Annotated in this window: 21 protein-coding genes; 9 read left to right on the top strand and 12 right to left on the bottom strand. The window is 71.2% G+C overall.

Annotated features, from left to right (window positions below; all coding sequences use genetic code 11):
* Nucleotides 1–23 precede the first annotated feature (23 nt).
* The 10 genes from AAW13_RS08380 to AAW13_RS08335 form a co-directional block, all read right to left on the bottom strand.
* Nucleotides 24–1,823 (bottom strand): phosphatidylglycerol lysyltransferase domain-containing protein, encoded by a 1,800-nt coding sequence (locus tag AAW13_RS08380; RefSeq protein ID WP_046734137.1) that lies wholly within the window; start codon nt 1,821–1,823, stop codon nt 24–26.
* Between the two features lie 132 nt (nt 1,824–1,955).
* Nucleotides 1,956–2,240, bottom strand: a complete 285-nt coding sequence (locus tag AAW13_RS08375; protein WP_046734138.1) for a hypothetical protein — start codon at nt 2,238–2,240, stop codon at nt 1,956–1,958.
* Nucleotides 2,241–2,513: 273 nt separating this feature from the next.
* Nucleotides 2,514–3,431, bottom strand: a complete 918-nt coding sequence (gene pstB / locus AAW13_RS08370) for a phosphate ABC transporter ATP-binding protein PstB (protein ID WP_240528569.1) — start codon at nt 3,429–3,431, stop codon at nt 2,514–2,516.
* A 95-nt stretch (nt 3,432–3,526) separates the two neighbouring features.
* The gene (locus tag AAW13_RS08365; RefSeq protein WP_052768747.1) at nt 3,527–4,441 is read right to left on the bottom strand and encodes a sortase; all 915 of its coding nucleotides are present in this window, start codon (nt 4,439–4,441) and stop codon (nt 3,527–3,529) included.
* A gap of 76 nt (nt 4,442–4,517) precedes the next feature.
* Nucleotides 4,518–6,512, bottom strand: coding sequence for an Ig-like domain repeat protein (locus tag AAW13_RS08360; protein WP_079178743.1), 1,995 nt, complete (start codon nt 6,510–6,512; stop codon nt 4,518–4,520).
* A gap of 135 nt (nt 6,513–6,647) precedes the next feature.
* The gene (locus tag AAW13_RS08355) at nt 6,648–9,257 is read right to left on the bottom strand and encodes a hypothetical protein (protein ID WP_052768748.1); all 2,610 of its coding nucleotides are present in this window, start codon (nt 9,255–9,257) and stop codon (nt 6,648–6,650) included.
* The gene (gene pstS, locus AAW13_RS08350) at nt 9,254–10,957 is read right to left on the bottom strand and encodes a phosphate ABC transporter substrate-binding protein PstS (protein ID WP_046734140.1); all 1,704 of its coding nucleotides are present in this window, start codon (nt 10,955–10,957) and stop codon (nt 9,254–9,256) included. Before pstS ends, AAW13_RS08355 begins: the two co-directional genes overlap by 4 nt.
* Entirely contained in the window at nt 10,957–12,507 is a 1,551-nt protein-coding gene (gene pstA / locus AAW13_RS47375; RefSeq protein ID WP_063777114.1) for a phosphate ABC transporter permease PstA, read from the bottom strand. Before pstA ends, pstS begins: the two co-directional genes overlap by 1 nt.
* Before the next feature lie 2 nt (nt 12,508–12,509).
* Nucleotides 12,510–13,484, bottom strand: a complete 975-nt coding sequence (gene pstC, locus AAW13_RS08340; protein ID WP_046734141.1) for a phosphate ABC transporter permease subunit PstC — start codon at nt 13,482–13,484, stop codon at nt 12,510–12,512.
* A gap of 268 nt (nt 13,485–13,752) precedes the next feature.
* Nucleotides 13,753–14,415: a hypothetical protein gene (locus AAW13_RS08335; RefSeq protein ID WP_240528568.1), complete on the bottom strand. Its 663-nt coding sequence runs from the start codon at nt 14,413–14,415 to the stop codon at nt 13,753–13,755.
* Between the two features lie 559 nt (nt 14,416–14,974).
* Between AAW13_RS08335 and AAW13_RS08330 the strand changes: the two genes are divergently transcribed.
* Nucleotides 14,975–16,012 carry a cytochrome c oxidase assembly protein gene (locus tag AAW13_RS08330; RefSeq protein ID WP_046734149.1) on the top strand — a complete coding sequence of 346 codons (1,038 nt, stop codon included), beginning with the start codon at nt 14,975–14,977 and terminating at the stop codon, nt 16,010–16,012.
* Nucleotides 16,013–16,447: 435 nt separating this feature from the next.
* Here AAW13_RS08330 and AAW13_RS08325 read toward each other — a convergent pair whose 3' ends face one another.
* Nucleotides 16,448–17,368 carry an alcohol dehydrogenase catalytic domain-containing protein gene (locus AAW13_RS08325; RefSeq protein WP_046726551.1) on the bottom strand — a complete coding sequence of 307 codons (921 nt, stop codon included), beginning with the start codon at nt 17,366–17,368 and terminating at the stop codon, nt 16,448–16,450.
* Between the two features lie 150 nt (nt 17,369–17,518).
* The gene (locus AAW13_RS08320) at nt 17,519–18,193 is read right to left on the bottom strand and encodes a hypothetical protein (protein ID WP_206306169.1); all 675 of its coding nucleotides are present in this window, start codon (nt 18,191–18,193) and stop codon (nt 17,519–17,521) included.
* Between the two features lie 278 nt (nt 18,194–18,471).
* Between AAW13_RS08320 and hemL the strand changes: the two genes are divergently transcribed.
* From hemL to AAW13_RS08275, 8 genes are all read left to right on the top strand, one after another.
* Complete coding sequence (gene hemL, locus AAW13_RS08310) at nt 18,472–19,800, top strand: glutamate-1-semialdehyde 2,1-aminomutase (protein WP_046726525.1); 1,329 nt, start codon at nt 18,472–18,474, stop codon at nt 19,798–19,800.
* Nucleotides 19,797–20,486, top strand: a complete 690-nt coding sequence (locus AAW13_RS08305) for a histidine phosphatase family protein (protein ID WP_046726524.1) — start codon at nt 19,797–19,799, stop codon at nt 20,484–20,486. Before hemL ends, AAW13_RS08305 begins: the two co-directional genes overlap by 4 nt.
* A 153-nt stretch (nt 20,487–20,639) precedes the next feature.
* Nucleotides 20,640–21,893 (top strand): polysaccharide deacetylase family protein, encoded by a 1,254-nt coding sequence (locus AAW13_RS08300; RefSeq protein ID WP_046726523.1) that lies wholly within the window; start codon nt 20,640–20,642, stop codon nt 21,891–21,893.
* A 66-nt stretch (nt 21,894–21,959) separates the two neighbouring features.
* Nucleotides 21,960–22,550, top strand: coding sequence for a TlpA family protein disulfide reductase (locus AAW13_RS08295; protein WP_046726522.1), 591 nt, complete (start codon nt 21,960–21,962; stop codon nt 22,548–22,550).
* Nucleotide 22,551: 1 nt separating this feature from the next.
* Nucleotides 22,552–23,325 (top strand): cytochrome c biogenesis CcdA family protein, encoded by a 774-nt coding sequence (locus AAW13_RS08290; RefSeq protein WP_046726521.1) that lies wholly within the window; start codon nt 22,552–22,554, stop codon nt 23,323–23,325.
* A 3-nt stretch (nt 23,326–23,328) separates the two neighbouring features.
* Nucleotides 23,329–25,077, top strand: coding sequence for a cytochrome c biogenesis protein ResB (resB, locus tag AAW13_RS08285; protein ID WP_046726520.1), 1,749 nt, complete (start codon nt 23,329–23,331; stop codon nt 25,075–25,077).
* The gene (gene ccsB, locus AAW13_RS08280) at nt 25,074–26,171 is read left to right on the top strand and encodes a c-type cytochrome biogenesis protein CcsB (protein WP_046726519.1); all 1,098 of its coding nucleotides are present in this window, start codon (nt 25,074–25,076) and stop codon (nt 26,169–26,171) included. The genes resB and ccsB overlap by 4 nt, the downstream gene beginning before the upstream one ends.
* Before the next feature lie 25 nt (nt 26,172–26,196).
* Nucleotides 26,197–26,541 carry an SRPBCC domain-containing protein gene (locus AAW13_RS08275; RefSeq protein ID WP_046726518.1) on the top strand — a complete coding sequence of 115 codons (345 nt, stop codon included), beginning with the start codon at nt 26,197–26,199 and terminating at the stop codon, nt 26,539–26,541.
* The last annotated feature ends 25 nt before the right edge of the window (nt 26,542–26,566 follow it).

The raw sequence follows: 26,566 nt of genomic DNA, 5'->3' as shown, positions 1-26,566 counted from the left end.
CGGGCCGCGGGCCCCCGGGCTCGTCATGAGCTCCAGGGGACCGTGAGGAAGCCCTCGGCGCGGGCGCTCGCCAGGCCGATTCTCGGGATGTCGCTGCTGCGGGCGAAGAGGAGGTAGCGGGGTTCCCAGATCGGGCGGTACTTCGCGTTCGCGCGGTACAGGGACTCGATCTGCCACCAGCGGGAGAAGAACGTGAGGGTGGCGTGCCACAGGCGCAGGACCGGGCCGGCGCCCAGGCGGGAGCCGCGTTCGAAGACCGAGCGGAACATCGCGAAGTTCAGGGAGACCCGGTCGACCTTCAACTCGGAGGCGCGCAGCAGCAGTTCGACCACCATGAACTCCATCAGGCCGTTCTCGGAGTCCCGGTCGCGGCGCATCAGGTCCAGGGAGAGGCCGTGCTCGCCCCAGGGCACGAAGCTGAGGAGGGCGCGGGGGGTGTCGTTCGCGTCCCGGCACTCCAGCATCACGCAGCGGCCGTCCGCCGGGTCGCCCAGGCGGCCGAGGGCCATGGAGAAGCCGCGCTCGGTGGCGCCGTCGCGCCAGTGGTCGGCCCGGTCGATGAGCAGCGCGAGCTCGTCCGCGGGGATGTCCTCGTGGCGGCGGATGCGGACCGTGTAGCCGGCCCGGCGGACCCGGTTGTGGGCCTGGCGGACGACCCGCATCGCCCGGCCTTCGAGGGTGAAGTCGGCGATGTCGACGATCGCCTCGTCGCCCAGTTCCAGGGCGTCCAGGCCATGGCGGGCGTAGACCGTGCCCGCCTCCTCGCTCGCGCCCATGACGGCGGGTGTCCACGCGTGCCGGCGGGCCTCCGTCAGCCAGGCGTCGATCGCGCCGGGCCAGGCCTCCGGGTCACCGATGGGGTCGCCGGAGGCGAGGCTGACGCCCCCGACGACGCGGTAGGTGACCGCCGCCTTGCCGGTCGGGGAGAAGATCGCAGCCTTGTCCCGGCGCAGCGCGAAGTAGCCGAGGGAGTCCCGGGCGCCCTGCTTGTCCAGCAGGGCGCGCAGCCGGTCCTCGTCCTCCGCGCTGAGCAGCCGGCGGCCGCGCGGCGAGCGGAAGCCCGCGTACAGGACCAGGCAGAAGGCGGCCGCGAGCAGGATGTTGATGATGATGTCGGTCCAGCGGGGGGCGTGGACCGCGGTCACGTGGTCGGCGAGCGGGCCGACGCTGACGCCCCGCAGCAGCGTGTAGGCGATCTCGTCGGGGAGGGTGGCGCCGGGGAGCTTGTTCGTCGCGTGCACGAGGAGGGTGCCGAGACCGCCCGTGACGAGGACCCCGCCCGCGCCCACCGCCAGCGCCGTCTTCGGGTTCGACGGGTCGCCGACCGCGTTGAACTCCCGGCGGCTGACCAGCAGCGCGGCCACGAAGAGGGCGGTCACGGCGGCGGAGACCCAGTTGAAGACATGGGCGCGGTACTCGTGCTGGGTGAGCGCGAGGACGTAGAGGGCGAGGAGCGGGGTGGACAGGACCAGGTTGACCACCCAGGCCGCCCGCTTGCGGCGGCGCATCACCAGCACGAAGAAGATGGCGAGCGCCGCCGAGACCAGGCCCGCGGTGGCCAGGTACGGCGTGAAGAACTGGCCGGAGTGGTGCGCGTGCTGCCGGTGCAGGTGCAGGGTGATGCGGCCGTTGTTGTGCTCGTCGACCTCCTGCCGGAACGGCAGCGACAGCACGGCCGCTATGTTCAGTACGGCGATCACGCGCAGGTACCAGACCGTGAAGTCGGCGGCGCGCCTGCGCAGCGCACCCCCGGATCCTGTCTCTGGGGTACGGCGGGCGTCGGACGCGCGCGAGGGGATCAGTGCCGACAGCTGTGGGGGCATGGGTGACCGGTCGCCTTGGGGACGGGGAACGGGATGACGGAGGGCTGACCCTACAGTCTGTAGGTTAGCTGTGGGGGACGGTGGAACCGCCTGCCACGGTAGGGAAAACGGTGTGAAACGGCGAGGGGTCCCTTACCGGTGCTCCCCGGTCGGCCACCGGTGCTCCCGTTCGGCCCGCCGCCGGGCCGCCAGCACCCACGCCAGGTTGCCGATCGCCGCCCCGGCCGCCACCGCCGCCACGATCACCCCGCCGGTCGCCAGCCCGTCGCTGAACAGGTGCGGGCGCCGGTCGAGGCTGTGCAGGCCGAAGCCGGACAGCTCGTACACGCCCACCGCGGCGATCAGCAGGCTCGCGACCAGCACCGTCACCGTGGGGGCGAGCGCGCGCCGTGCCTCCTGCGTGTCCGAGCCGTGCATGAGTACCCCCGATGAGCTGACGGGCCGCCGTGACCGATGGGGAACCTACAATACGTAGGGTCCGCGACGCCTCGGGACGTGCGTATCCGTATCAGCCCGGACATCGAGGACATCACTCCCTGCCGCCCGGCCGGTGTCCGGCCGGTGTCCGTCGGTGTCCGTCGATGTCCGCAGGCGCCGGGGTGCCCCGCACGGGTGACACCCCGGGGTGCGGCGGGGTGACGCTCCGAGTGCGCGGGGTGACGGTACGGGTGGACCGGCCGGTGCCGGGGCTCAGCCGAAGCGGCCCGCCACGTAGTCCGCCGTCCGCTGGTCCTGGGGGGAGCCGAAGACCGCGTCCGTGGCGCCGTGTTCCACGATGCCGCCCGGCGTGCCCTGCTCGGCCAGGAAGAACGCGCACTGCTGGGAGACGCGGGCGGCCTGCTGCATGTTGTGGGTGACGATCACGATCGTCACCTGGCCCGCGAGGTCCTGGATGGTCTCCTCCACGCGCCGGGTGGAGGTGGGGTCGAGGGCCGAGCACGGTTCGTCCATCAGCAGCACCCGGGGGCGGACCGCGAGGGCCCGCGCGATGCACAGGCGCTGCTGCTGGCCGCCGGACAGGGCACCGCCGGGCTGGCGGAGCCGGTCGCGGACCTCCTTCCACAGGCCAGCGCGGGTCAGGGACTCCTCGACCAGCATGTCCTTCTCCCGGCGGTTCGCCTTGGTACCGGTCAGCTTCAGGCCCGCCACCACGTTGTCGTAGATCGACATCGCCGGGAACGGGTTCGGCTTCTGGAAGACCATGCCGATCCTGCGGCGGGCGTCGGTCAGCCGCCAGGACGCGTCGTAGATGTCCTCGCCCTCGAAGAGCACCTCGCCGCCGAACTGCGCCGAGGGGATCAGCTCGTGCATCCGGTTCAGGGTGCGCAGGAACGTCGACTTGCCGCAGCCGGACGGGCCGATCAGCGCGGTCACCTGGCCCGCGGGCATGGTCAGCGAGACCTGGCTGAGCACCTGGTGCGAGCCGAACCAGGCGGAGACCGCCCGCGCTTCGAGGGCGGCGGGGGCGGGGCCCTCCACCACGGCGGGCAGCACGACGGTGTCGGCGGCCCCGGCGGCCCCGGCGGCCCCGTAGGTCTGGGTGGCCCCGGCGGCCCCGGTGGCCTCGGCGTTCTCGGCGATGTCGGGGTTCTCGGCGGTGTCGATCATGTCTGTCACTTCGATTACCTGGGTCGCTTCGGTCGCTTCGGTCGCTCGGGTCGCTTCGGTTGCCTGGGTCGCTTCGGTCACTTCACTCACCTCGGTCACAGCAGATTCGGCAGCAGTTCGGTGGTGCGCGTCGCGACCTGGAGGCCGAGCACCGCGACGACCGGGGCGAAGACGATCCACGTCTGGTGGCGGCCCCAGCGGTGCCAGGTCCAGACGGCGGCGACCGCGGCGAGCAGCAGCGCCTGGAGCCACATCACCAGCGGCCACGGCACCCCGGAGGGGCGGGCCAGCGGCTCCTCGGAGTTCGGCAGGGTGCCGGCCCGGATCACGGCCGCCGGGGTCTGGAACGGCGTGGAGACCAGGTCGGCGTCGACGCGCAGGACGCCCGAGGGCATGAACCTCGGGCCGGTCGCCGTGATGAGGACGATCCGGCTCTTGCCGGACGCGAGCGCCGTCGGCGCCGGGTCCCCGGCCCGTCGTACGTCGACGACCTGGAACTTCGCCTTGCCCTGGCCGGTGGTGACGGTGAACGTGTCACCGGTGGCGAGCCGCGAGAGCCCGCCGAACGGGCCGCCGTACGCGGCCGCCCGGCCCATCACCACGCTGGTGCCGGCCTGGCCGGGCATCGGGGTGTCCCGGCGGTGCCCGGGGCCGTCCGTCATGACGGAGGAGTCGGTGCCCTCCAGGACGACCTGGCTCAGGCCCAGTTCCGGTATCTCGACGAGCGCGACCGGGGTGCCCGGCGCCAGCAGCCTGCCGTCCTGCCCGGTCTGCGCCACCGGCGCGGTGCCGAGGGCGAGTTGCTCACGCAGCCGGTCGAAGTCGGCGTGCTGGGCCGAGTGTTCCTGGGCGCCGCTGACCACCAGCAGCTGGACGGTGATGCCGAGCAGCAGGGCGGCGAGGCTGAGCAGTCCGCCGCGCGAGAGGTGGCGGACGAAGGTGAGGCTGCCGACGGGCCTGCGCGGCACGGCCGGAGCCAGAGTTCTCGGTGTCGGTACGGCGACCGTCACGGCGGCCCGCCTCCTTCAGAGCTGCGTGAGGGGCCGCCGGGAGCCGTACGAGGCTCCCGGCGGGCCCGTCAACCGGTCAGGTGGACTTGATGGTGAAGTTGGCGCCGGACTTCGAGTTCACCGTCGAGGAACCGACGTAGAACGCGTGCAGGGTGTGCTTGCCCTTGGCCAGCTTCGGCAGCGTGATGGTGACCTTGCCGCCGCTCAGGGTGCCGGTGGCCAGCACCTTGGAGCCCTCGTAGATGCGGACGGTGCCGGTCGGGGTGGTGCCGGTGGCGGTGACCTTGACGGTGACCCTGCCCTTGGCGGTGTGGCTCACCGAGGTCGGCGCCGAGGTGCCGACGACCGGCGCGGCCTTGGTGATCTTCAGGGAGACGGTGGTGGACGACGCGTTCAGCTTGGTGCTGCCCGCGTAGGACACCGACAGGGAGTGCGTGGCGACCTTGAGGTGGTTCGACAGGCCGACGGTGACCTTCCCGGACGCGTCCAGGGTGCCGGTGCCGAGGGTGGTGGAGCCGTCCTTGACGGTGACCTTGCCGGTCGGCTTGACGCCGTGCGAGCCGGTGACGGTGACGGCGACCTTCGGGGTCTTGCCGTAGGCGGTGGTGGCGGTGGTGGCCGCCGTCCTGCTCGTGTACTTGACCGCGCCGGTCCAGGTGGCCGCGGCGCCGGTGCCGTTGAGGTTGTTGGCGGTGACCGTGGCGGTGTAGGTGCCGTTGGCCAGGTTGGTGAAGGAGTACGACGTGGTGCCGGCCGCGACGTCCTTGACGGCGACGACACCGCCGTCCGCGCCGGTCAGCGTGATCCGGTAGTCGGTGACCGGCAGCGCGGTGGCGGACGGAGCGGTCCAGGACAGCTTCACGCTCGCGTCGCCGACGGTGGCCTTCACCGTGGGGGCGCCGGGCACGGAGGCGTCGACGCCGGATTCCTCCAGGCCGCCGAGCTTGGCGTGCCTGGCCAGGGAGACGGAGCCGTTGTAGGACTCGTTGACGAAGCCGAACTTGGCGATGACCGACTCGGCGGCGTCCGACGCCAGCGCGGCGGTGTGGCTGCCGCTGGTGACGAAGACGTCGTACAGGTCCTTGTCGAAGAAGACGCTGCCGGTGTCGATGGCGCGGCTCGGCACGACGTTGTAGACGTCACGGCCGAAGGTGGCGTTGTCGTAGTAGGCGGTGACCGGGGCCAGCTTGCCGTTGACGGTCGTGATCGGGCTGGTGGCGCCGCCGGTGTCGCCCGGCAGCTGGACGGCGGCCAGGTGGCCGCCGGCCGCGGCCGCCGTCTTGCTGTAGTCGGGGGAGACGCCGTTGATCTGGGCGATCCAGGAACCGACCGAGAACGGGACGAGGGCGCCGTCCTCGGTGAGGGCCGCGTTGGCCTGGTTCTCCTGGACGGTGGTGACGTTCGGGGAGAGCGTCGCGTCGGTCAGGCCGATCGCCGCGAGGAAGAACTTGCGGGTGCCCGAGCCGGCCTGCGGGATCTTCGGGTGCACGGTCTGGCCGTTCACCGTGGTGAGCGTGCCCGAGTAGATGTCGTGCAGCTGGTCCGCGGTCAGCGTGTCCAGCGCCGAGCCCTTGACCGCGACGCCGACCGCGTCACGCGCCATCGGGATGTAGGTCAGCGCGGTGCCGGAGACGGACGGGCCGCCGGAGGAACGGGCGAAGTCGACCTGGCCGCTGATGGAGACACCGGCGCTGGTCGGGTACTTGTCGCCGGTCAGCGCCTCGCTCAGGGCGAGACGGCCGTTGCCGGAGCCGTTCGGGCGCAGGAAGGAGGGGCCGCCGGTACGGGTCTTGATGTTCGAGGTGGTGGAGCCGGTGCCGGGCTCGATCGCGTCGTACGACGCGATGCCCGCGCCGTTCGCCGACTTCACCGCGGTGGCGGAGTAGCTGGTGCCGTTGACGGTGTCGCCGGCCAGGGCGTTGAGCACGTCCTGGGTGGTGTCCGAGCCCACGCCGACCAGCTGGCGGAAGGCACCGGCGTCCGGGTCGGCGACCGCCGGGGTGGCGAGGGCGAGGCCGCCGGCCACCACGGCAGCGGCGACGAACGCCGCCGAAGAGCGCATTCTGCGCATCGAGAGTCTCCTGACAAGAGCTAGCTAGCTGGGTGTTGCCAGAGGATCTGGCAGGGTGGTGCGAACCGTCCGCCCCGACTGCCTTTCGGGGCGGACGGCCGTCTGTGGGGAGCGCCCCGTCAGGGGCGCGGGGCGTTATCCATTTGCGGCTCCGCCGCGTGGGCGCGACCAGCCACGACGCGCTCGCAGCCGACGTACCGCCGTCGTCATGGAAGCCATCGACAGCCGACGTCCGCCCGCGAAGGGCGCCCCGACCCCGGCGACGGCCCCGAGCGCGGCCCCGACCGGCACTGCGTAGCGCAGCGGAGTGGCCGGGTCCGCCGGGGTGTTCCCGGCCGCGGTGGTCTCCAGCGCCTTGCCGCCGTCGAAGGACGCCTTGGCGCTGGGCGAGGTGCCGGCGCCGTCGGTCGGCGTACCCGTTCCGGCGTCGCCGGTCGTGCCGCCGTCGGCCGCGGCGGTGGCACTGGGGGCGCCGCCCCCGCTCGTGTCGGTACCGCCGCCGTCGGCCGAGCCGGCGCTCGCCGAGGTCGGGCCGGTGTAGTCGAGCAGCGAGTTCGCCGCCTTCACGGTCTGGGCGCGCAGCTTCGCGGAGAGCGGGGCGTAGCCGTCGGGCAGCTTGCCCGGGTCGGCGCCCGGGGTCTGGCCGGTCGCGGCGACGTAGTGCAGCAGGGCCGCGTAGTCCCAGCGGGCGGCCTGGCTCACCTTGCCGGGCCGGACCGCCGCGTAGACCAGCTCGGAGAGCGGGTAGGCGGCCTTGGCCGTGGCGTTGGCCGGGGTGATCTCGGCGACACCGGAGCCGGTGGCGGTCGCGGCGGCCGCGCTCAGGCCGGCCGTGCTCGGGGCCACGTACGTGCCGGCGGTGTTCTTCAGCTCGGCGGTCTGAAGGCCGTACCGGGCCGCGGACGCCGTGTCCGTGATCGTGATGATGAAGCGCGAGCCGACCGTCTGCGGGCCCGGGCTCTTGTACGCCTGCGGGCTGGACAGCGCGTCCCACGTGGATTTCCACAGGGTGTCCGCGCGCCGGGTGTGCAGGGCGCCGGAATGCATGTCGTCCACGTAGGGGTGGAAGTCGGTCATGCACTGGGTGGCGGTGGACGGCGCGTCCGAGCCGGGCGGCACCGTGCACCACGGGTCGCTCTTCGGGTAGTCGTCGGTGCTCGACGGGTCGAAGGCGATACCGGTCGGGTTCAGGTCGGCGTTGGTGCTGTAGTACGGGTTGACCCGCATGCCGTCGTCGTCCGGGACACCCGCGAGGAACTGCCGGGCCTCCTTGTCGGCGAGGACCCACTGCCAGATCGCGCGGGCGGTGTCGGAGTGACCGAGCGAGGTGATCAGGTCGGTGTCGGTGGCCGGCGTCTCGGCGACCGACAGGTACTGGAACTCCGGGTTCAGGGCGATGAACTCGGGGTCGGAGGCGATACCGGCCGGGTTGTTCTTCGTCCAGCCGTACCCCTTGGCCGCCGTGCCGTTGACGACCGAGCCCCAGGTGGAGTTGCGGTACGACTCGGTGAGCAGCTTGGCGACCAGGCGCTGGTTCAGCTTGACGGACTCGACCTTGGTGCCGGCGAGCTTCGCGATGCTGTCCGGCGCCCCGGACTTGGGTCTGCGCTCGATCGTGAATCCGATGACGGCTCCGGAGAGCGCGACCGGTGCGTAGGTCGTGGTACCCGGCGGCGCGCTGGTGCCCGCGTCCGCGCCCAGTTTCCGGGTGGTGAAGGCCAGGCCCGTCGAAGAGGAGTCCGAGATCAGCCGGGACCGGGTGTCGGGCTCGCCGAGCTCCGTGTAGCCGTAGACCTTGCCGACCGAGCAGAGCTGGGCCTGCCAGCTGGTCATCGCGTCCGCCGCCAGCTCGCTGCCGGTGGTGGGGCGCTCCTCGGCGCCGAGGGCGCAGTTGCTGCCGACGCTGTTGAAGTCCAGCCTGACCGCGATCCGGTTCCGCCAGTTGGTGGAGGAGACCGGGGAGCCCGCGTTGACCTGGCTCTGGTCCGCGTACGGCTTGCCGTCCAGGTCGAGGTGCCCCTGCGGGACGATCACCAGCCAGCAGGAGCGGGGCCTGGTGACGCCGTCGGTGGTGACCGGGATGCCGCAGCCGAGGTGGGGTGCCTCGTTGGCGGTCTGGACCTCGAAGAACTCCTTGCCGGTGCCGTTGGTGCCGGTACGGGCGAAGTCGATCTCGTTGGTGGTGTTGTAGTTGAACAGCGCGTTGTTCTGGGTGTTGGTGGTGATCGTGGTGCCGTCCACCGACTTGAAGGGGACCTCGCCCGGGGCGTTCGGGTTGGCGGCGCCGTACCGGTTGTCCTGGCCGTAGTTGGTCGGGTCGGCGCTGTAGAAGATCTGCCGGGTGTCGTCCTGGCCGTTGCCCGGCCAGCTGGTGCGGTTGGTGGTCGGGGAGGCGCCGTACTGGCACTGGGTGCGCGACGGACCGGGGTTGGCCGGGACCGTGCCGTCGTCGTCGCCCCAGCACTGCATGATCTGCACGAAGTCGGTGTTGAACTGGGTGCCCGCGAAGGTGGTCGGCGTGCCGCCGGTCCAGCTCACGGTGACGGCCTGGCTGGTGAGGTCCTTGGTCTGGGAGACCGTGAACCTCATGTCCTTGAACTCGCCGCGCCCGGAGACGGTCACCGCGGAGCCGGTGGCCGCGGCGGCCGGGGGAGCGGTCTGGGCGACCGCGAGTCCGGCGAGGGCGCCGACGGCGGCGCCGGCCAGCAGGCGTATCAGTGCGTTGCGTGTCCGGGCGCGTCTCATCGCGAAGTCCCGTCGTCGGAGCGGCTGGTGCCGTTGTCCTGGGCGTTGCCGGCGGCCCTGCTGCCGACCAGGCGGGAGACCACCGAGGGCAGCAGGAGCAGACCGAAGACCAGGACCGCGGCCAGCAGCATCAGCGTCTGGGTGCCGGTCCAGCCGTGTGCGGTGGCGACGGCGACGGGCTGGGCGAGGGCCACCGTGCCGTCGGTGCCCGCGCCGGTACCGCCGGCGGCCGTACCCGTGGCGCCGCCGGGGGAGATGGTCTGGCCGGTGTCGGGGTCGACGGAGGGCTGGGCGCTGTTGCCGCCGGCCGAGCCGGAGCCGCCGGTGGTGGCACCGCCGTTGGAGCCGGTGCCGGTGGAGCCGGTCGAACCGCCGGAGGAGCTGCCGCCGCCACTGCCGTTGCCGGAGCTGGTCGTGGCGCCGCCGCTGCCGCTGGTGCAGGGTGCGGCGCCCTTCCGGTCACAGGCGGGCGGGTAGGGCGCGGTCTGCGCGAGCCGGTTCTCGCCGTTGGCGGTGAAGGTCGGGTTGTTGCAGTTCTTGATGTTGATGTTCTGCGTCTGCACGCCCGGGATCCGGCGGATCTGGTCGAAGCCGGCCTGGACGAGGTTGATCGGGAGCGGCGAGTAGCCGAGGTTCGGCGCCTGCTGCTGGCCCTGGCACATGAAGTAGTAGGAGAACGCGCCGAGCGTCTTGCCCTTGGCCTCGGTGAAGGTGCCCTGCACCTTCAGGGGCAGGATCATGTACGAGTAGCTGGACAGCGGGTAGTTGCGCTTGTCGGAGTCGTTGTAGACGCCGTCGAGCTGCTGGGTGAGGTAGTCCGCCGAGTTCCTGTCGGTGTTGATCCTCGCCTTGAGGAGCGAGACCGCCACGTTCTGCGGGGTCGGCTCGGTGTAGTAGCCCGCGTGGTTCAGGACCTTGGCGACCGGGTAGTGCGCGTTGAGCGCGTACGAGTAGTTGACGTACCCGATGGCGCCCTCGCCGTAGTTCTGGGCGACGTAGCCGGCCACCCCGAGGTCACCGGACTGGGCGATCATGCCGGAGACGGTGGGGTAGTACGACGTCTGTCCGCAGGATCCCGAGCGGCCGACCTTGGCGCAGTAGGCGTTCCACAGTGCCTTGTGCTGGTTCGCCATCCACATCGTGAACTGGGCGGTGGAGCCGGAGCCGTCGGAGCGGACGACGGGGACGATGGTGCGGTGCGGCAGCTGAAGGCCGGGGTTGTCGGCCTTGATCGTCGGGTCGTCCCAGCTCTTGACGACCCCGGTGAAGATCTTGGTTACCACGTCGCCGGAGAGGCGGAGGTTGGTGACCTTCTTGCCGTTGACCGTGAGGTGGTACATGAACACCGTGCCGCCGGCGACGATCGGCATGTAGGCGTACGAGCCCTTCGCGGGGCGTTCGGCCGCGCTGCCGTCGGTGGGGTTCGTCTGGAAGGGGATGTCGGAGACGGCGAAGTCCACGGTGCCGGAGAGGAACTGGCGCCGGCCGTCCGACGAACCGGTACCGGCGTAGCTGATGCGCATGCCGTTCTTGTTGACGTCACGCCGCCACTGGTCGACGGCGTTCTCGGCCCAGGTGGAGCCGGCGCCGGCGATGGGGGTGTAGGAGTCGGCCGAAGCGGGGGTGGCTGTGCTGAGGACGCCTATGAGTGCGGCCAGGATGCCCAGCCGTCTGAGGGCGTTGATGACGAGGCTGGACATCAGTGTGCGTCTCCTGTGGCAGCGTCTGAGTTCCCACCCGCACCACCCGTGCGGGTTTCGTTGTCGGGTGCGGGTGGCCCCTGTGGGGCGGGATCGCCGTCGGCGGGTGCGGGGGTGTTGTCCCGGGAGGCGGGATCGCCGTCGGCGGGTGCGGGTGCGGGTGCGGGTGCGGGTGCGGGTGCGTGGGGGCTGGGCGCGCCGTTCCCCGTGCCCCTTTCGGGGCGCTCGGTGTCGCCGTCGGTTCCGGAGGAACCGGTCGCGAACAACTCCAGTCCCGGGGTGTGGAGTTCGGTGAATCTCCGGGCGTCCCTGCGGGAGGCCCTGGCCGCTCTCCTCGCCTGGCGCTTGTTCTGGTGGCCGGGGCCGCGGCCACCGATCACGCGGGCGATCACGAAGAGCACCAGGACCAGCGCCATCAGGACCGCCGCCGCGCCGAAGCCGCGCGCGATCATCGTGGGCTCGGGAGACTTGACGAAGTTGAAGACGGCCAGCGGGAGGGAGATCATCGGGCCGTTCGTCGGGTCGGCGTTGAGCGCCGCCGTGAAGCCCGCGGTGAGCAGCACCGGGGACGTCTCGCCGATGCCGCGGGCCGTGCCGAGGATGACGGCGGTCGCGAGGCCCGAGCGCGCGGTGGGCAGGACCACGTGCCAGACCGTGCGCCAGCGCGGGGCGCCGAGCGCCTCGGACGCCTCCGTGAGGGTGCCGGGGACCAGGCGCAGCACCACGTCCGCCGCGCGGATCACGATCGGCAGCATCATCACGCTGATCGCGAAGCCCGCCGCCAGACCCGACTTCTGCATCCCCAGGTTGAGGATCCAGACGGCGTACACCATCAGGCCGGCCACGATGGACGGCAGCGCGGTCATCGCCTCGACGATCGTCCGCACGAAGCGGGAGAACCGGCCCGGGATCTGGTTCAGGTACACCGCGCAGGCCAGGCCCAGCGGCACCGTGATCGCCAGCGCGATGGCGATCATGATGAGCGTGCCGAGCATGGCGTGCGCGATGCCGCCGTCGGTCAGCGGGTCGAGCGGGCCCGCCGCCTGCATGTCCTGGGTGAAGAAGTTGGCGTGCGGCAGCGCCTCCCGGCCGCGCCAGGCGGTGAAGCCGACGACCATGGTGAGCGCGGCGAACATCAGCCCGCCCGCCGACCACAGGACGACGGTCATCACCCGGTCCCGTACCGCCTGCCCGTCCTCCTCCAGCCCCGTCAGCACCGCGTAGAGACCGAGGAACGAGAGGTACGCGGTGACGAAGAAGCCCAAGGCGCCCGAGAACGGCGCGAGTTCACCGAAGAGGAGGACGGCGACGCACAGTCCGGAGGCGGCGGCGCCGAACACCGACAGCACCCCGGAGCGGGTGACCCCGCCGATCCGGCGCGGTACGTCGGGGACCGCGGCGGCCACGGCCGGCCCGGCGGGAGTGCCCTCGGCGGCGGCCTCCCCAGGGGTGCCCTGCGGGGAGGCCTGCGGGGCGTCCTGCGAGGTGTGCTGCGAGGTGTGCTGCGGGGCGTCCTCGGGAGCGCCCTTCTCAAGGTCAACGACGGTCATCGTCACGCCTCGCTCTGTGCGCCGGACCGTGACCGCGCCACGATCGAGGAGGCGGTGAAGTTGACCGCCAGGGTGAGCAGGAACAGCGCCAGGCCGGCGGCCATCAGCGCCGACATGCCGAAGGTGGAGGCATCGCCGTAGTGCAGGGCGATGAGGGAGGAGACGGAGTTCGAGCCGGTTTGCAGGATGTGCGGCTGGATGGTGAAGACCGGGGAGATGATCAGGTAGACCGCGATGGTCTCGCCGAGCGCCCGGCCGAGGCCCAGCATGGTGCCGCCGATGATCCCGCCCATGCCGTACGGCAGTACGACCGCGCGGATCATGCCCCAGCGGGTGGCGCCGAGTGCGTAGGCGCCCTCCCGTTCCCCGGCCGGCGCCTGGGCGAACACCTCGCGCATCACCGAGCACTGGATCGGCGCGACCATCAGCGCCACGACGATGCCGGCGACGAAGGTGGAAGCGGTGTAGACGCTCTGGGAGGCGAGCGGTTCACCCGGCTGGGTGCCGTCGACGTGCAGGAAGGGGATCCAGCCGAACCAGTCCGACAGCCACCGGGACACTCCGATGACGTGCTGCTGGAGGAAGAACAGGCCCCACAGGCCGTAGACCACGGACGGCACGGCGGCCATCAGGTCGACCATGGAGACGAGCGTGCGGCGCAACGGGCGGGGCGCGATGTCCGAGATGAACAGGGCGGTCCCGAGGGCCAGCGGCACGCTGATCGTGACGGCCACGGCGGCGATCAGCAGGGTGCCGGTCAGTACCGCCGCGATGCCGAAGCGGTGGACGTCAGGCTGCCATTCGGCGGTGGTGAGGAAGCCCCAGACACCCCTGGTCCGCAGCGCCTGCGCGGCCCGGAGCAACAGGAAGAGCCCTACGGCGGCCATGATGGCGAGGACGATGACCCCGGAGGCCGTCAACTGGACCCGGAAGACCCGGTCCCCGAGCCCGCGGGCCGGCGACGGCCGCCTGGGCACGGGTCTTTCGGATTCCGCCCCGGCGGAATCCTTGAGCGCGGACACCACTGTGCCCCCCTATACGGAAACAGTTCTCCCCATGCGGCTCCGAAGCGGGGTGCCGCGCCCGAGAGTCAATGGCCGGTTCCTTGCGCACCAACGCGTCATATGTGGAGCCCAGGTGAACGGTTCATGCCATTTCAGTGGGGGAGATGTGGGTGCCTGTGTACCGGGGGGGTAGGGCGGGGCGGGGTGCGCGCGACCCCTCCCGGGCCGCCGCGTGCGGGGTTCAGCCGCGGGCCGCGCGGTTCAGGGCGTCCCTGGCGGCCTGCTCGCCCTGCCCCAGCAGCGCCTTCTCCAGGCTGTGGTCGGCACGCCGGGAGAAGCGTTCGCCCTCGGCCACGTCCTCCTTGCTCAGCACCCGCCCGCACCACTCACCCTGGTCGCCGGTGTGGTCGTCGAAGGGCACGGCGCCGCCCTCGCCGAGAACGGCCCAGCCGCCCTCGTGCCAGCGCAGGGCGAGCAGGTACGTGTGGCCGGCCTGGAGACGGGGTGCGTCGGTGGCCGTCTCGGCCACGCGGGTCCCGCTGGACCGGTAGACCTCCCAGCCGGGGGCGACCATGTCGAAGGAGGCGTCGAGGGTGTGCCGGGGCGAGCTGCGCGACCACAGCCTGCTGTCCGTCCTGAAGCTCACCAGCCGGTCCGTCGCGTACGCCACGGCCCCCTTGTCGTAGGTCCGCCGGTTGGTCTCCCGCTCCGCGGTCGGGCTGGCCACGACGACGTGATCGGCGTACGACACCCAGTCCTTCGCGGTCTGCGAGGGATACAGGTCCCCCGAGGTCCCGCACCCCACCACCGTCTCCAGCCCCGGCGCGCCGACCAGCACCCCGGCGACGATCCCGACGGCGGCGAGCAGCGCGGCGACGGGCCGCGTCGGCAGGCGCCGAGGCATGACGAAACGTTCCCCCATGATGAAAGACCCCCGTGTCCCCTGAATCCCCTGAATCCCCTGTGTCCCCCGGACGTGCGTCCCCGGTGTGCCGGTCCAGCTCCGGGAGGGGGCGGCGGAGACGGTCAGATCTCCAGGCCGTGTTGATCACTGTAGGTACGGCCGAACGGAAGTGGACAAGGATCACCCAGGCCCGGCACAGAACTGTGACGAGGACCTGCGGCTCCGTGACGAGGGCGGGCGGTTCGGCGGTCACGCGGCGGGCGGCGGGCGGCGGGCGGCGGGCGGCAGGCGGCGGGCGGCCAGGCAACCCGGCGGCCAGGCAACCCGGCAATCTGGCGGCCGGGCGGTCACGAGGTCAGGCGGCCTGGCACCTTGGCGGCCCGGCACCTTGGCGGCCCGGCAACCTGGTGGCCCGGCAACCCGTTCCGGTGATCGTGCCGGTCGTGCCCGTACCCCTGTGCCCGCTCCGGGCGGCCCGGGTATAGCGTCGCGCAGTGGGCCTGACGTGACCCGTTTCGTCCCGGAGCCGAAGGAGCGTGGACCCGTGACCGTGAGCCGGATGGCCGAGCTGACCGCCGGCCGGCTGCTGACGTCATGGCAGCTGGACGTACCCGCGCTGTTGCTGGTCCTGGTTCTGGGCGGCCTGTACGGCTGGGGCGTGGCGCGGGTGCGCGGCCGGGGCGGGGTCTGGTCCCCGGCCCGGACCGCCGCCTTCGCGTTCCTCGGCCTGGGCACGCTGGTCGTGGCGACGATGTCGAGCCTCGCCGTCTACGACCGCGTGTTGTTCTGGCCCGCGGCCGTGCAGAACATCCTGCTCGACCTGGTGGCCCCGCTCGGCCTCGCCCTGGGCGACCCGCTGCGGCTCGCGGTGACGGCGCTGCCCGCGGACGCGGCGGGCAGGGTGCGCCGGGCGACGACCGGGCGGGTGCTCCGGCTGCTGACCTTCCCCCTGGTCAGCACGGCGCTGGTGCTCGCCACCGAGCTGACGGTCTACTTCACGCCGTACTTCGCCACCGCGCTGCGGGTGGGCTGGCTGCACGAGCTGATGTACCTGCACCTGCTGGTGGCGGGCTGCCTCTTCGTCGTACCGGTGCTGACCCGCGAGGAGACCCTGCCGGCCTGGTGCAGCCACCCGGTGCGGGCGGCCCTGGTCTTCCTGGACGGGGTGATCGACGCGGTGCCCGGGGTCGTCGTGATGACCCACGGCACGCTGATCGCGGGTGCCTGGTACCTCCACCACCATCCGGCCTGGGCCCCCGACGTCCAGTACGACCAGCAGGTCGGCGGCGGTGCGATGGTGAGCATCGCCGAGCTGGTCGCGCTGCCGTTCCTGCTGACGATCCTCTTCCAGTGGGCGCGGGCGGAACGGATCCAGACGGCGGCCCTGGACCGGCGGCTGGACGAGCAACTGGCGGCGACCACGCCACCGGCTCCGCCGCCGCGCCCCACACCAGCTTCCGCATCAGCGTCCCCATCCGCTCCCGCGTCTGCATCCGCGTCCGCTCCCGCACCGGCCGCGGCGCGGGTCCGCCCCTGGTGGGAGACGGAGGAGAACGAGGTGGCCGCCCGGATCCGCCGCCAGCACGGCGAGCCGTGACGCCGGAGGGGCCGTGACGCTGGGGAGGTCGTGACGCCGGAGGGGCCGTGACGCTGGGGAGGCCGTGACGCCGGAGGGGCCGTGACGCTGGGGAGGCCGTGACGCCGGAGGGGCCGTGACGCTGGAGAGGTCGTGATGCCGGAGAGGTCGTGACGCCGGAGGGGCCGTGACGCCGGAGAGGTCGTGACGCCGGAGGGGCCGGACGCCGGAGGGCCTGGCGGGGGAGGGCCGACGCAGGGGCGGTTCTCAGGCCGACTTCCCGCCACTCCCCGCCGCTCCTCCCGCTCCAGCCGCTCCTCCCGCTCCAGCCGCTCCTCCCGCTCCTCCCGCTCCTCCCGCTCCAGCCACTCCTCCCGCTCCAGCCCCTCCTCCCGCTCCAGCCACTCCCCCCGCTCCCGCCACTCCCCCCCGCTCCCCCCGCGTCTGCCAGTTCCGTCAGCCTTCCCTGACGCGGATGATCGTCTTGCCGGGGACGCGGTGTCCGGGGGCGAACGCGGCGGGTGCCTCGGCCAGCGGGCGCACGGCGCCGACGACCGGCCGGAGCCGTCCGTCGCGCAGCCGCACCGCGAGGTCGGCGAGCCGGGCCCGGTCGGGTTCCACGACGAAGAAGACGGACCGCCCGTTCTCGGGCCGGACGGTGGGCGGCCGGGCGATGGTGACCAGGGTGCCGCCGGCGCGGACCAGGGCCGCGGAGCGGTCGAGGATCTGCCCGCCGATCACGTCGAAGACCACGTCGACCTGGCCGGCGTCGGCCAGTTCGTCGGCCTGGAGGTCCAGGAACGTGTCCGCGCCGAGTCCGAGGGCGGTGTCCCGGTCGGCGGCCCGGCCGGTGCCGATGACCCTGGCGCCCACCTCGCGGGCGAGCTGTACGGCGATCGAACCGACACCGCCCGCGGCACCGTGGACCAGGACGGTCTGCCCGGTGGCGAGACGTGCGTGATCGAACAGGCCCTGCCACGCGGTGAGCCCGGAGATCGGCAGGGCGGCGGCCACGGTGTGGTCGACGTCCGCGGGGAGCGGGGCGAGGTTGCGGGCCTCCACGGCCGTGTACTCGGCCAGGGAGCCGTCGCGGGCCCAGTCCGCCAGGCCGTACACGCGCTGGCCGACGGTCAGGCCCGTGGTGCCGTAGCCGAGCTCGACGACCACCCCCGAGAGCTCGTGGCCGGGCACGCTGGGCGTGCGGTCACGGCCGGCCCGGTCGGTCCAGGTGGCCGGCCAGGTCAGCTCCCCGGGGGTGAACCCGGCGGCGTGCACCCGCACGATCACGTCGTTCTCGGCGGCATGGGGACGGGGCAGCTCGGCGAGGGCGAGCCCGCCCACCCCGGCGTCCCGGTCGCGAACGGTGACGGCTTGCATGACGGGGTCCTTCCCGTGCGGGATGCGGCACAGCTCCAGAATGCTCCAGCCGCCCACCCGGCGCACCGGACGGCACCTCCGCGGCGACCCGCCCCGCACATGACGAGGGCGGAGCCCGAAAGCCCCGCCCGAACCCCGTGAGACCTCAGCTCACGGCCACACCAAGCAGTACGGCTGGTGTCCCGCCTCGTGCAGGCGGTGCGAGAAGTCCTGCCACTCGTGCAGCAGCTGGTACACGTTGAACGCGTCCCTCGGGCCGCCCCGGTCCGGGACCGTCGACCAGATGAAGGCGGCCGCGCCCACCGCTTCCTCGCCTATGCCGCGCAGCGGGTCGACCACCGTCATGGGGAGCTTGACCACCGCGTAGTCCGGGTGCAGGACGACCAGTTCGAGCGGCGGCACCTTGTGCAGAGGCACACCTTCGATGCCCGTCAGCACCATCGCGGCCATCGTCTCCGGCTTGATCTTGGTGAACATGCCGTTCATGCCGAGCTCGTCGCCGCCGAGTTCCTCGGGGCGCATCGAGATCGGGACGCGGGCCGCGGTCGCGCCGTCCGGTGCGCCGAAGTATTTGTACGTCACCCCCACCCGACCACCATTCCTGCTCCCGGTCTCGGGACGGTCGATTCCGCGATCGATCCGCCGGGCCCTCTGGTCCCGCTGATCGATACGTCGGTCACGCCGATCGGACTCACTCGGTACGCCGCCCTGTTCCCGACGTGCTGCTTCCGCCGCTTCCTCCGCGTCGCGCCGGTGCCTTCCCTGCCGGGCACGCCGAGGACCCAGGTCGTCAGTCCCCTCGCCCAGTCCGCCACCGCGATGCATATCTCCACCCGACTGCTTTTCTAGGACGCGTGGCCCCCGCCGCGCAACCCGATCATCGTGTCAGTGACCTCCCCCACGGCCGCCCGCCGAAACGTGCGTCGAAACATCAGTCCGCAGGATCTTTACAGCCTCCGGCCAGCTGCGTGCCGGATGAGCTGGGTGTATCGGATCACAGTCTCGCAGATGCCCCGACCACTACGGGAAGAACGCCGACCTCCGCCTACCCTGAGAAGGTCACCCAGCAACCGGAGTCCGAGAAGTCGGAGAAGTCGCACGTCATGAGTGCCCAGAGCGAAACTCCCTATCCCTACGACGCGCCCGTCTCGCAGGCGCTCTTCGACCGTGCCTCCGCCGTCACGCCCGGGGGCGTGAACTCGCCGGTGCGCGCCTTCCGTGCCGTCGGCGGCACGCCCCGTTTCATGGTGTCCGGCAAGGGGGCCTACCTCACCGACGCCGACGGGCGCGAGTACGTCGACCTGGTGTGCTCCTGGGGGCCGATGATCCTCGGCCACTCGCACCCCGAGGTCATCGCCGCCGTCCAGGAGGCCGTCGCCCGCGGTACCTCCTTCGGCACGCCCGGTGAGGGCGAGGTCGCCCTCGCGGAGGAGATGGTCGCCCGGATCCAGCCCCTTGAGCAGGTGCGGCTCGTCAGCAGCGGCACCGAGGCCACCATGAGCGCCATCCGGCTCGCCCGCGGCTTCACCCGCCGCACCAAGGTGATCAAGTTCGCCGGGTGCTACCACGGCCATGTCGACTCGCTGCTCGCCGCGGCGGGCAGCGGCGTCGCGACCTTCGCGCTGCCCGACACCCCGGGTGTCACCGGGGCGCAGGCCGGCGACACCATCGTGCTGCCGTACAACGACCTGGAGGCCGTGCAGGAGGCCTTCCACCGGCACCCCGGTGAGATCGCCTGCGTGATCACCGAGGCCTCGCCCGGGAACATGGGGGTCGTGCCGCCGGGACCCGGGTTCAACCAGGGGCTCAAGGACGCCTGCGCCAGGAACGGCGCGCTCTACATCTCCGACGAGGTCATGACCGGGTTCCGGACCAGCCGGGCCGGGTGGTTCGGGATCGACGGGGTGGTGCCCGACCTGATGACCTTCGGCAAGGTGATGGGCGGCGGGTTCCCGGCGGCCGCGTTCGGCGGTCGGGCGGACGTCATGGCGCACCTCGCGCCCGCCGGCCCCGTCTACCAGGCAGGCACCCTCTCCGGGAACCCCGTCGCCACCGCCGCCGGACTCGCCCAGCTGCGGCTGCTCGACGACGCGGCCTACGACAAGGTCGACGCCGTCTCCGCGCAGATCCAGGGGCTCGTCAGCGAGGCGCTGAGCAAGGAGGGCGTCGCGCACCAGGTGCAGACCGCCTCCAACATGTTCTCCGTCTTCTTCACCAACCGGCCGGTGCGCGACTACGAGGACGCGCGGGGCCAGGAGTCCTTCCGGTTCACGGCGTTCTTCCACTCCCTCCTCTCCGACGGCGTCTACCTGCCGCCGTCGTCCTTCGAGTCCTGGTTCGTCTCCACGGCCCACGACGAGCGGGCCATCCAGAAGATCGCCGACGCCCTCCCGGCGGCGGCCCGAGCGGCCGCGGAGGCCACGGCAGCATGAGCGAGCAGAGAGAGCAGGACATCACCGTCGTGCATGTGATGCGGCACGGCGAGGTGGAGAACCCGCAGGGGGTGCTCTACGGGAGACTTCCCGGCTACCACCTCTCCGAGCTCGGGCGGCAGATGGCCGACCGGGTCGCCGAGCACCTGGCCGGCCGGGACGTCACCCATGTCGTCGCCTCCCCGCTGGAGCGCGCGCAGGAGACCGCGACCCCGATCGCCAAGGCGCACGGGCTCGGCCTGGGCACCGACGAGCGGCTGATCGAGGCCGAGAACATCTTCCAGGGCAAGACCTTCGGGGTCGGCGACGGGGCGCTGAAGAACCCCGCCAACTGGAAGTACCTGGTCAACCCGTTCAAGCCGTCCTGGGGCGAGCCGTACGTCGAGCAGGTCGTGCGGATGAAGGGCGCGCTGGACTCGGCCCGGGACCAGGCACGCGGCCACGAGGCGGTGCTGGTCAGCCATCAGCTGCCGATCTGGATCCTGCGGTCCTACGTGGAGAAGCGCCGGCTGTGGCACGACCCGCGCAAGCGGCAGTGCACCCTGGCGTCCCTGACGACTTTCACATACGAGGGTGACAGGATCGTCTCCGTCGGGTACAGCGAACCCGCGATCGACCTGGTGCCGGTCCATCTGCGGGCCGGCGCCAAGCCGGTGCAGGGGCAGGGCAAGGCATTCGGGGCATAGAGCGTCAGAAAGCCCTGCGTCGAGGCTGCTCCGCGCCCGTCGAATCCCGCTTCATTAAATTAGTCTGAAAATATGAGGTTCCTTCAGGAACCTCCCCGTTCGTCCCGCCCTCTGAGTGGGTGACCACCAGAGGACGTGACGAATCGGGGAACCATGCGGACCTTCACCCGAAGGGGACTACTCGGCGTCGGCGCGGGCGCCGCGGCCGGACTCGGCCTCGCCGGCTGCGGCACGCACACACCGTCGGACGGTACGAACCACGCAGCCGGTTCCGGCAGGCAGCCCTCTAAGAAGCCGACCGCGACCGCTCGCCCCCTCGGCGACGGCTCCACCTCCCGCACCGGCAAGCAGCCCCACCAGCCCGCCGCCCCCGAGCCGCTGGAGCCCGGCCAGACCCCTCCGCAGTTCGTGATCTTCTCCTGGGACGGCGCCGGCGAGGTCGGCAACGGCCTGTTCCCGCGCTTCCTCGACCTGGCGAAGGAACACGGCGCGTCCATGACCTTCTTCCTCTCGGGCCTCTACCTCCTCCCCGAGTCCAAGAAGCGGCTCTACGACCCGCCGAACAACCCCCGCGGCGCCTCCGACATCGGCTACCTCACCGACGAGCACATCAGGGCGACGCTCACCAACGTCCGCCGCGCCTGGCTCGAAGGGCACGAGATAGGCACCCACTTCAACGGCCACTTCTGCTCCGGCCACGGCACCGTCGGCAACTGGACGCCCCAGCAGTGGCGCAGCGAGACAGACCAGGCGAAGGCGTTCGTGAAGGAGTGGCGGACCAACACCGGCTGGACGGACCTGCCCGCGCTCCCCTTCGACTACGACAAGGAACTGGTCGGCGGTCGTACGCCCTGCCTCCTCGGTCAGAACAACCTGCTGCCCACCGCCCGCGAGCTCGGCTGGCGGTACGACGCCTCCTCGCCCGGCGGCCGCCAGGTCTGGCCCGAGAAGAAGCTCGGCATCTGGGACCTGCCGCTCCAGCAGGTGCCGTTCCCCGGCCACAGCTTCGAGGTCCTGTCCATGGACTACAACATGCTCGCCAACCAGTCCGTGAACTCGACGAAGGCCCCCGCCTACAACTACCCCGGCTGGCGGCGCCAGTCGGCCCAGGCGTACATAGCGGGATTCGAGCGGGCATACACGACAAACAGGGCGCCGTTCTTCATAGGCAACCACTTCGAGCAGTGGAACGGCGGCATCTACATGGACTCCGTCGAGGAGGCCTTCAAGCACATCGCCCGGGAGAAGGAGAAGGGCGCCGACGTACGGATGGTCTCCTTCCGGCAGTTCGTGGACTGGATCGACGTGCAGAAGCCCGAGGTCCTCGCGAAGCTGCGCACCCTCGACGTCGGGCAGCGCCCGGCGGGCGGCTGGAAGGGCTTCCTCAAGCAGGGGACCGCGGCCTGAAAGGGGCCTTTCGCGGACCGAGGGGGGTGCGCAAGATCCCCAGAACGGGCATGCGAAACTTTTCACATGAGTACCCGTAGCCGCGCCCTCCTGCTCGGCGCCATGGCCGCCGCGGCGGCCCTGACCCTGTCCGCGTGCGGCAACGGCGGCACTTCCGGCGGAGGCGGCAACACCAACTTCGTCACCGGCAAGAACGGCATCGACACGGTCGCGAAGGGGCACCGCGCGGCCGCCCCCGACCTGTCCGGCAAGACCATCGACGGCAGGACGCTGGACGTCGCGAGCTACAAGGGCAAGGTCGTCGTCATCAACGTGTGGGGCTCCTGGTGCAGCCCGTGCCGCGCCGAGGCCCCCTACTTCGCCTCCGTCTCCAAGGAGTACGCGAACAAGGGCGTCCAGTTCGTCGGCATCAACACCCGCGACACCAGCACCGGTTCCGCGGTCGCCTTCGAGAAGCAGAACGGCATCGACTACCCGAGTCTGTACGACCCGACGGGCAAGCTGATGCTGCGCTTCAAGAAGGGCACGCTCAACCCGCAGGCCATCCCCTCCACCCTGGTACTCGACCGGCAGGGGAACGTCGCGGCGCGCTCGCTGGCGGCGCTCAGCGAGGAGAACCTGCTGAAGATGATCAAGCCGGTCGTCGCGGAGAAGTGACGTGAGCGCACTCCTCACGCTCGCGGCGGAGACGGGCAAGAACGAGACGGTGTTCAGCGGTGCCCTGCTGATCGCCCTGCCGGTCGCCCTGTTCGGCGGGCTCGTCTCCTTCTTCTCCCCGTGTGTGCTGCCCCTGGTCCCCGGCTACCTGTCCTACGTCACCGGGGTCGCCGGAACCGACCTGGCCGAGGCCCGGCGTGGCCGGATGGTGGCAGGCGCCTCCCTCTTCGTGCTCGGCTTCACCGCCGTGTTCGTGTCCGGCGGAGCACTGTTCGGCTACTTCGGCCAGACCCTCCAGGAGCAGTCCGGCACCCTCGGCAAGGTGCTCGGCGTCCTCATGATCGTCATGGGGGTGTTCTTCATGGGTCTGATGCCCTGGTTCACCCAGCGCGAGTTCCGCTTCCACAAGCGGCCGGTGACCGGTCTGATAGGGGCACCGGTACTCGGCGCGCTGTTCGGGATCGGCTGGACCCCCTGCATCGGCCCGACCCTGGCGTCCGTCACCGCTCTCTCCTTCAACCAGGCGAGCGCGGGACGCGGCGCCATCCTGACGGTCGCCTACTGCCTGGGGCTCGGCGTGCCCTTCGTGGTGGCCGCGATCGCCTTCCGCAAGGCGCTCGGTGCCTTCGGCTGGGTCAAGCGCCACTATGTCTGGGTGATGCGCATCGGCGGCACGATGATGATCGTGACCGGTGTGCTGCTGCTGACCGGGGCCTGGGACAGCCTCGTCCAGGAGATGCAGGGCTGGTCCGACGGCTTCACTGTGGGGATCTGATCGATGAGCAACACTGATACCGGGCACACCGGGCACACCGGGCACACCGGCAACACCGAGCCGGACCAGACGGACCTCGGCGAGGCGGGCTCCCAGCTCTCCACCGCCCCGGTCGAGCCACCCGTCGCCCCCGGCCTCGGCCTGATCGGCTGGGCCCGCTGGTTCTGGCGGCAGCTGACCTCCATGCGGGTCGCCCTGCTGCTGCTCCTGCTGCTGTCACTGGGCGCCATCCCCGGCTCGCTGATCCCGCAGACCGGCGCCGACATCAACAAGGTCGCCGACTTCCAGAAGGCGCACAAGACACTGGCGCCGGTCTACGACAGGCTCGGCCTCTTCCACGTCTACAGCTCGGTGTGGTTCTCCGCGATCTACATCCTGCTGTTCGTCTCCCTGGTCGGCTGCATCATCCCGCGCGCCTGGCAGTTCGTGGGCCAGCTGCGCGGCCGTCCGCCGGGCGCCCCGAAGCGGCTGAACCGGCTCCCCGCGTACACGACCTGGCGCACGGACGCGGCGCCGGAGGAGGTCCGCGAGGCCGCGCTCGCCCTGCTGAAGAAGCGGCGCTTCCGCTCGCACGTCGCCGGGGACGCGGTCGCCGCCGAGAAGGGCTACGTCCGCGAGTTCGGCAACCTCGTCTTCCACATCGCGCTGATCGTGCTGCTGATCGCCTTCGCGTCCGGCCAGATGTACAAGTCGGACGGCACCAAGCTGGTCGTCGAGGGCGACGGGTTCGCCAACTCCATCATCCAGTACGACGACTTCAAGTCCGGGTCGATGTTCAGCACCGACGACCTGGTGCCGTTCAGCTTCCACCTGCGGAACTTCAGCGCCGGCTACCAGACCGGCGGACCCAGCAAGGGCACCCCGACCACCTTCAGCGCCGACATCGACTACATCGACGGCGCGTACGGCAAGGCGAAGCGGACCACCGTCAAGGTGAACCAGCCGCTGCACATCGACGACGCCAAGGTCTACCTCGTCAGCCACGGCTACGCGCCCGTCATCACGGTCCGCGACAGCAAGGGCGACGTCGTCTACCACGACGCGGTGCCGCTGCTCCCGCTCGACGGCAACATCACCTCCCAGGGCGTGCTCAAGGTGATGGACGGCTACAAGAACGCGCGCAACGTCGGCGAACAGCTCGGCATCTCCCTGTTCTTCCTGCCCACCTACGGCGGCGGCTCCTCCGTCCTCTCGACCTTCCCGGCGCTGGACAACCCGGTGCTGAACCTGACGCCGTACCACGGTGACCTAGGGGTGAACTCGGGCATCCCGCAGAGCGTGTACCAGCTGGACAAGTCCCACATGAAGGAGTTCAAGGACTCCAAGGGAGCGCAGTTCCGCGACAACCTCAAGCCCGGCCAGACCATGCAGCTGCCGAACGGCGCCGGTTCCGTGACGTTCGAGAAGGGCGTCAAGGAATGGGCGGGCTTCGAGATCGTCCAGGAGCCCGGCAGCGGCTGGGCGCTCGGCGGCGCCCTCGCCGCGATCTTCGGCCTGGCCGCCTCGCTGTTCATCCAGCGCCGCCGCGTGTGGGTGCGCGCGGTGCCGGGCCCCGACGGCGTCACCGTCGTCGAGATGGGCGGCCTGGGCCGCAGCGAGTCCGCGAAGGTGCCCGAGGAACTGGGCGACCTCGCGGGCATCCTCTACGACCAGGCACCAGGGGCCCCCGCCCCCGGCGACACCACTGACGCCGACCCCGCAGAATCCCCCGACCCCGAAGTCGTACCTGCCGAAGGGGCTGAGAAGCGATGACTTCCGCCGCCGCAACGACCCTCGCCGCGACCAACGAGCACCTGGCGAGTATGAGCAACACGCTCATCTACTCCTCGATGGCCGTCTACACGCTGGCCTTCTTCGCCTACATCTTCGAGTGGCTGCTCGGCAGCCGCAGCCGGGTCGCGCGCACCGCCAACGCGCTGACGAGCAGGACGGAGGCGAAGCAGACCGGCCCCGCCGTCACGGTCAAGAAGGCCGGCGGCACCGCCGTGCTGGAGCGCCCGAAGGTCGTCGTCCGCGCCGCGGCCGGCTCCCGGGACGTCCCGGACGGCCCCGGCGCCCACGGCGGTGACGAGCAGGGCGACCTCTACGGCCGGATCGCGATCTCCCTCACCGTCCTCGCCTTCCTGGTGGAGCTGGCGGGCGTGGTCACCCGGGCGGCCTCCGTGCAGCGGGCCCCGTGGGGCAACATGTACGAGTTCAACATCACGTTCTCCACGGTCGCGGTCGCCGTCTACCTGACCCTCCTCGCCCTGAAGAAGAACGTCCGCTGGCTCGGTCTCTTCCTGATCACCACGGTCCTCCTCGACCTCGGCCTCGCGGTCACCGTCCTCTACACGGCGAGCGAGCCGCTGGTCCCGGCCCTGCACTCGTACTGGCTGTACATCCACGTCTCGACGGCCATCTTCTGCGGCGCCGTCTTCTACGTGGGCGCGGTCGCCACGATCCTGTACCTCTTCAAGGACTCGTACGAGAGCAAGCTGGAGAACGGCGGCAAGCCGGGCAGCTTCGCGACCTCGGTCCTGGAGCGCCTGCCCGCCTCCGCGTCCCTGGACAAGTTCGCGTACCGCGTGAACGCGGCGGTCTTCCCCCTCTGGACCTTCACGATCATCGCGGGCGCGATCTGGGCGGGCAGCGCCTGGGGCCGCTACTGGAACTGGGACCCCAAGGAGACCTGGTCCTTCATCACCTGGGTCGCCTACGCCTGCTACCTGCACGCCCGCGCCACCGCCGGCTGGAAGGGCCGCAAGGCCGCCTACCTGGCGATGATCGCCTTCGGCTGCTGGCTGTTCAACTACTACGGCGTCAACATCTTCGTGACCGGCAAGCACTCGTACGCGGGCGTCTGAGCCGCCGAGGGGCGACACTGGTCCCATGGCCGTCCTCCAGCTGCTGACCCGACTGCCGAGGCCGATGGACCAGGTCTGGCCCAGCCTCTCCACCCCGGAGGGCCTGGCCGCCTGGTTCACCCCGGCGGACGTCCTGCAACCGAGACTGGGCGGCACGGTCACCCTCGGCGAGCTGGGCACCGGCACGGTCACCGCCTGGGACGTCGACCGCATCGCCGAGTACACGGTCGACCCGGGCGGCAGAGTCCGCTTCCACCTGGAGCCGGACGGCGAGACGGCCAGCATCCTGCGCTTCACGCACGAGGGCGAGACCGAACCGGAGCAGGTATGGCGGAGGCGTTTCGAGCGCCTGGGTGAATCCCTGGGATGAAAACAGGCGTGAAGCGCCCCCTCGG

The organism is Streptomyces humi (assembly GCF_001005085.2).
Taxonomy (GTDB): Bacteria; Actinomycetota; Actinomycetes; order Streptomycetales; family Streptomycetaceae; genus Streptomyces; species Streptomyces humi.
Note: the sequence above shows the minus strand (reverse complement) of the source record. Positions and strands in the feature narration are given on the sequence as shown.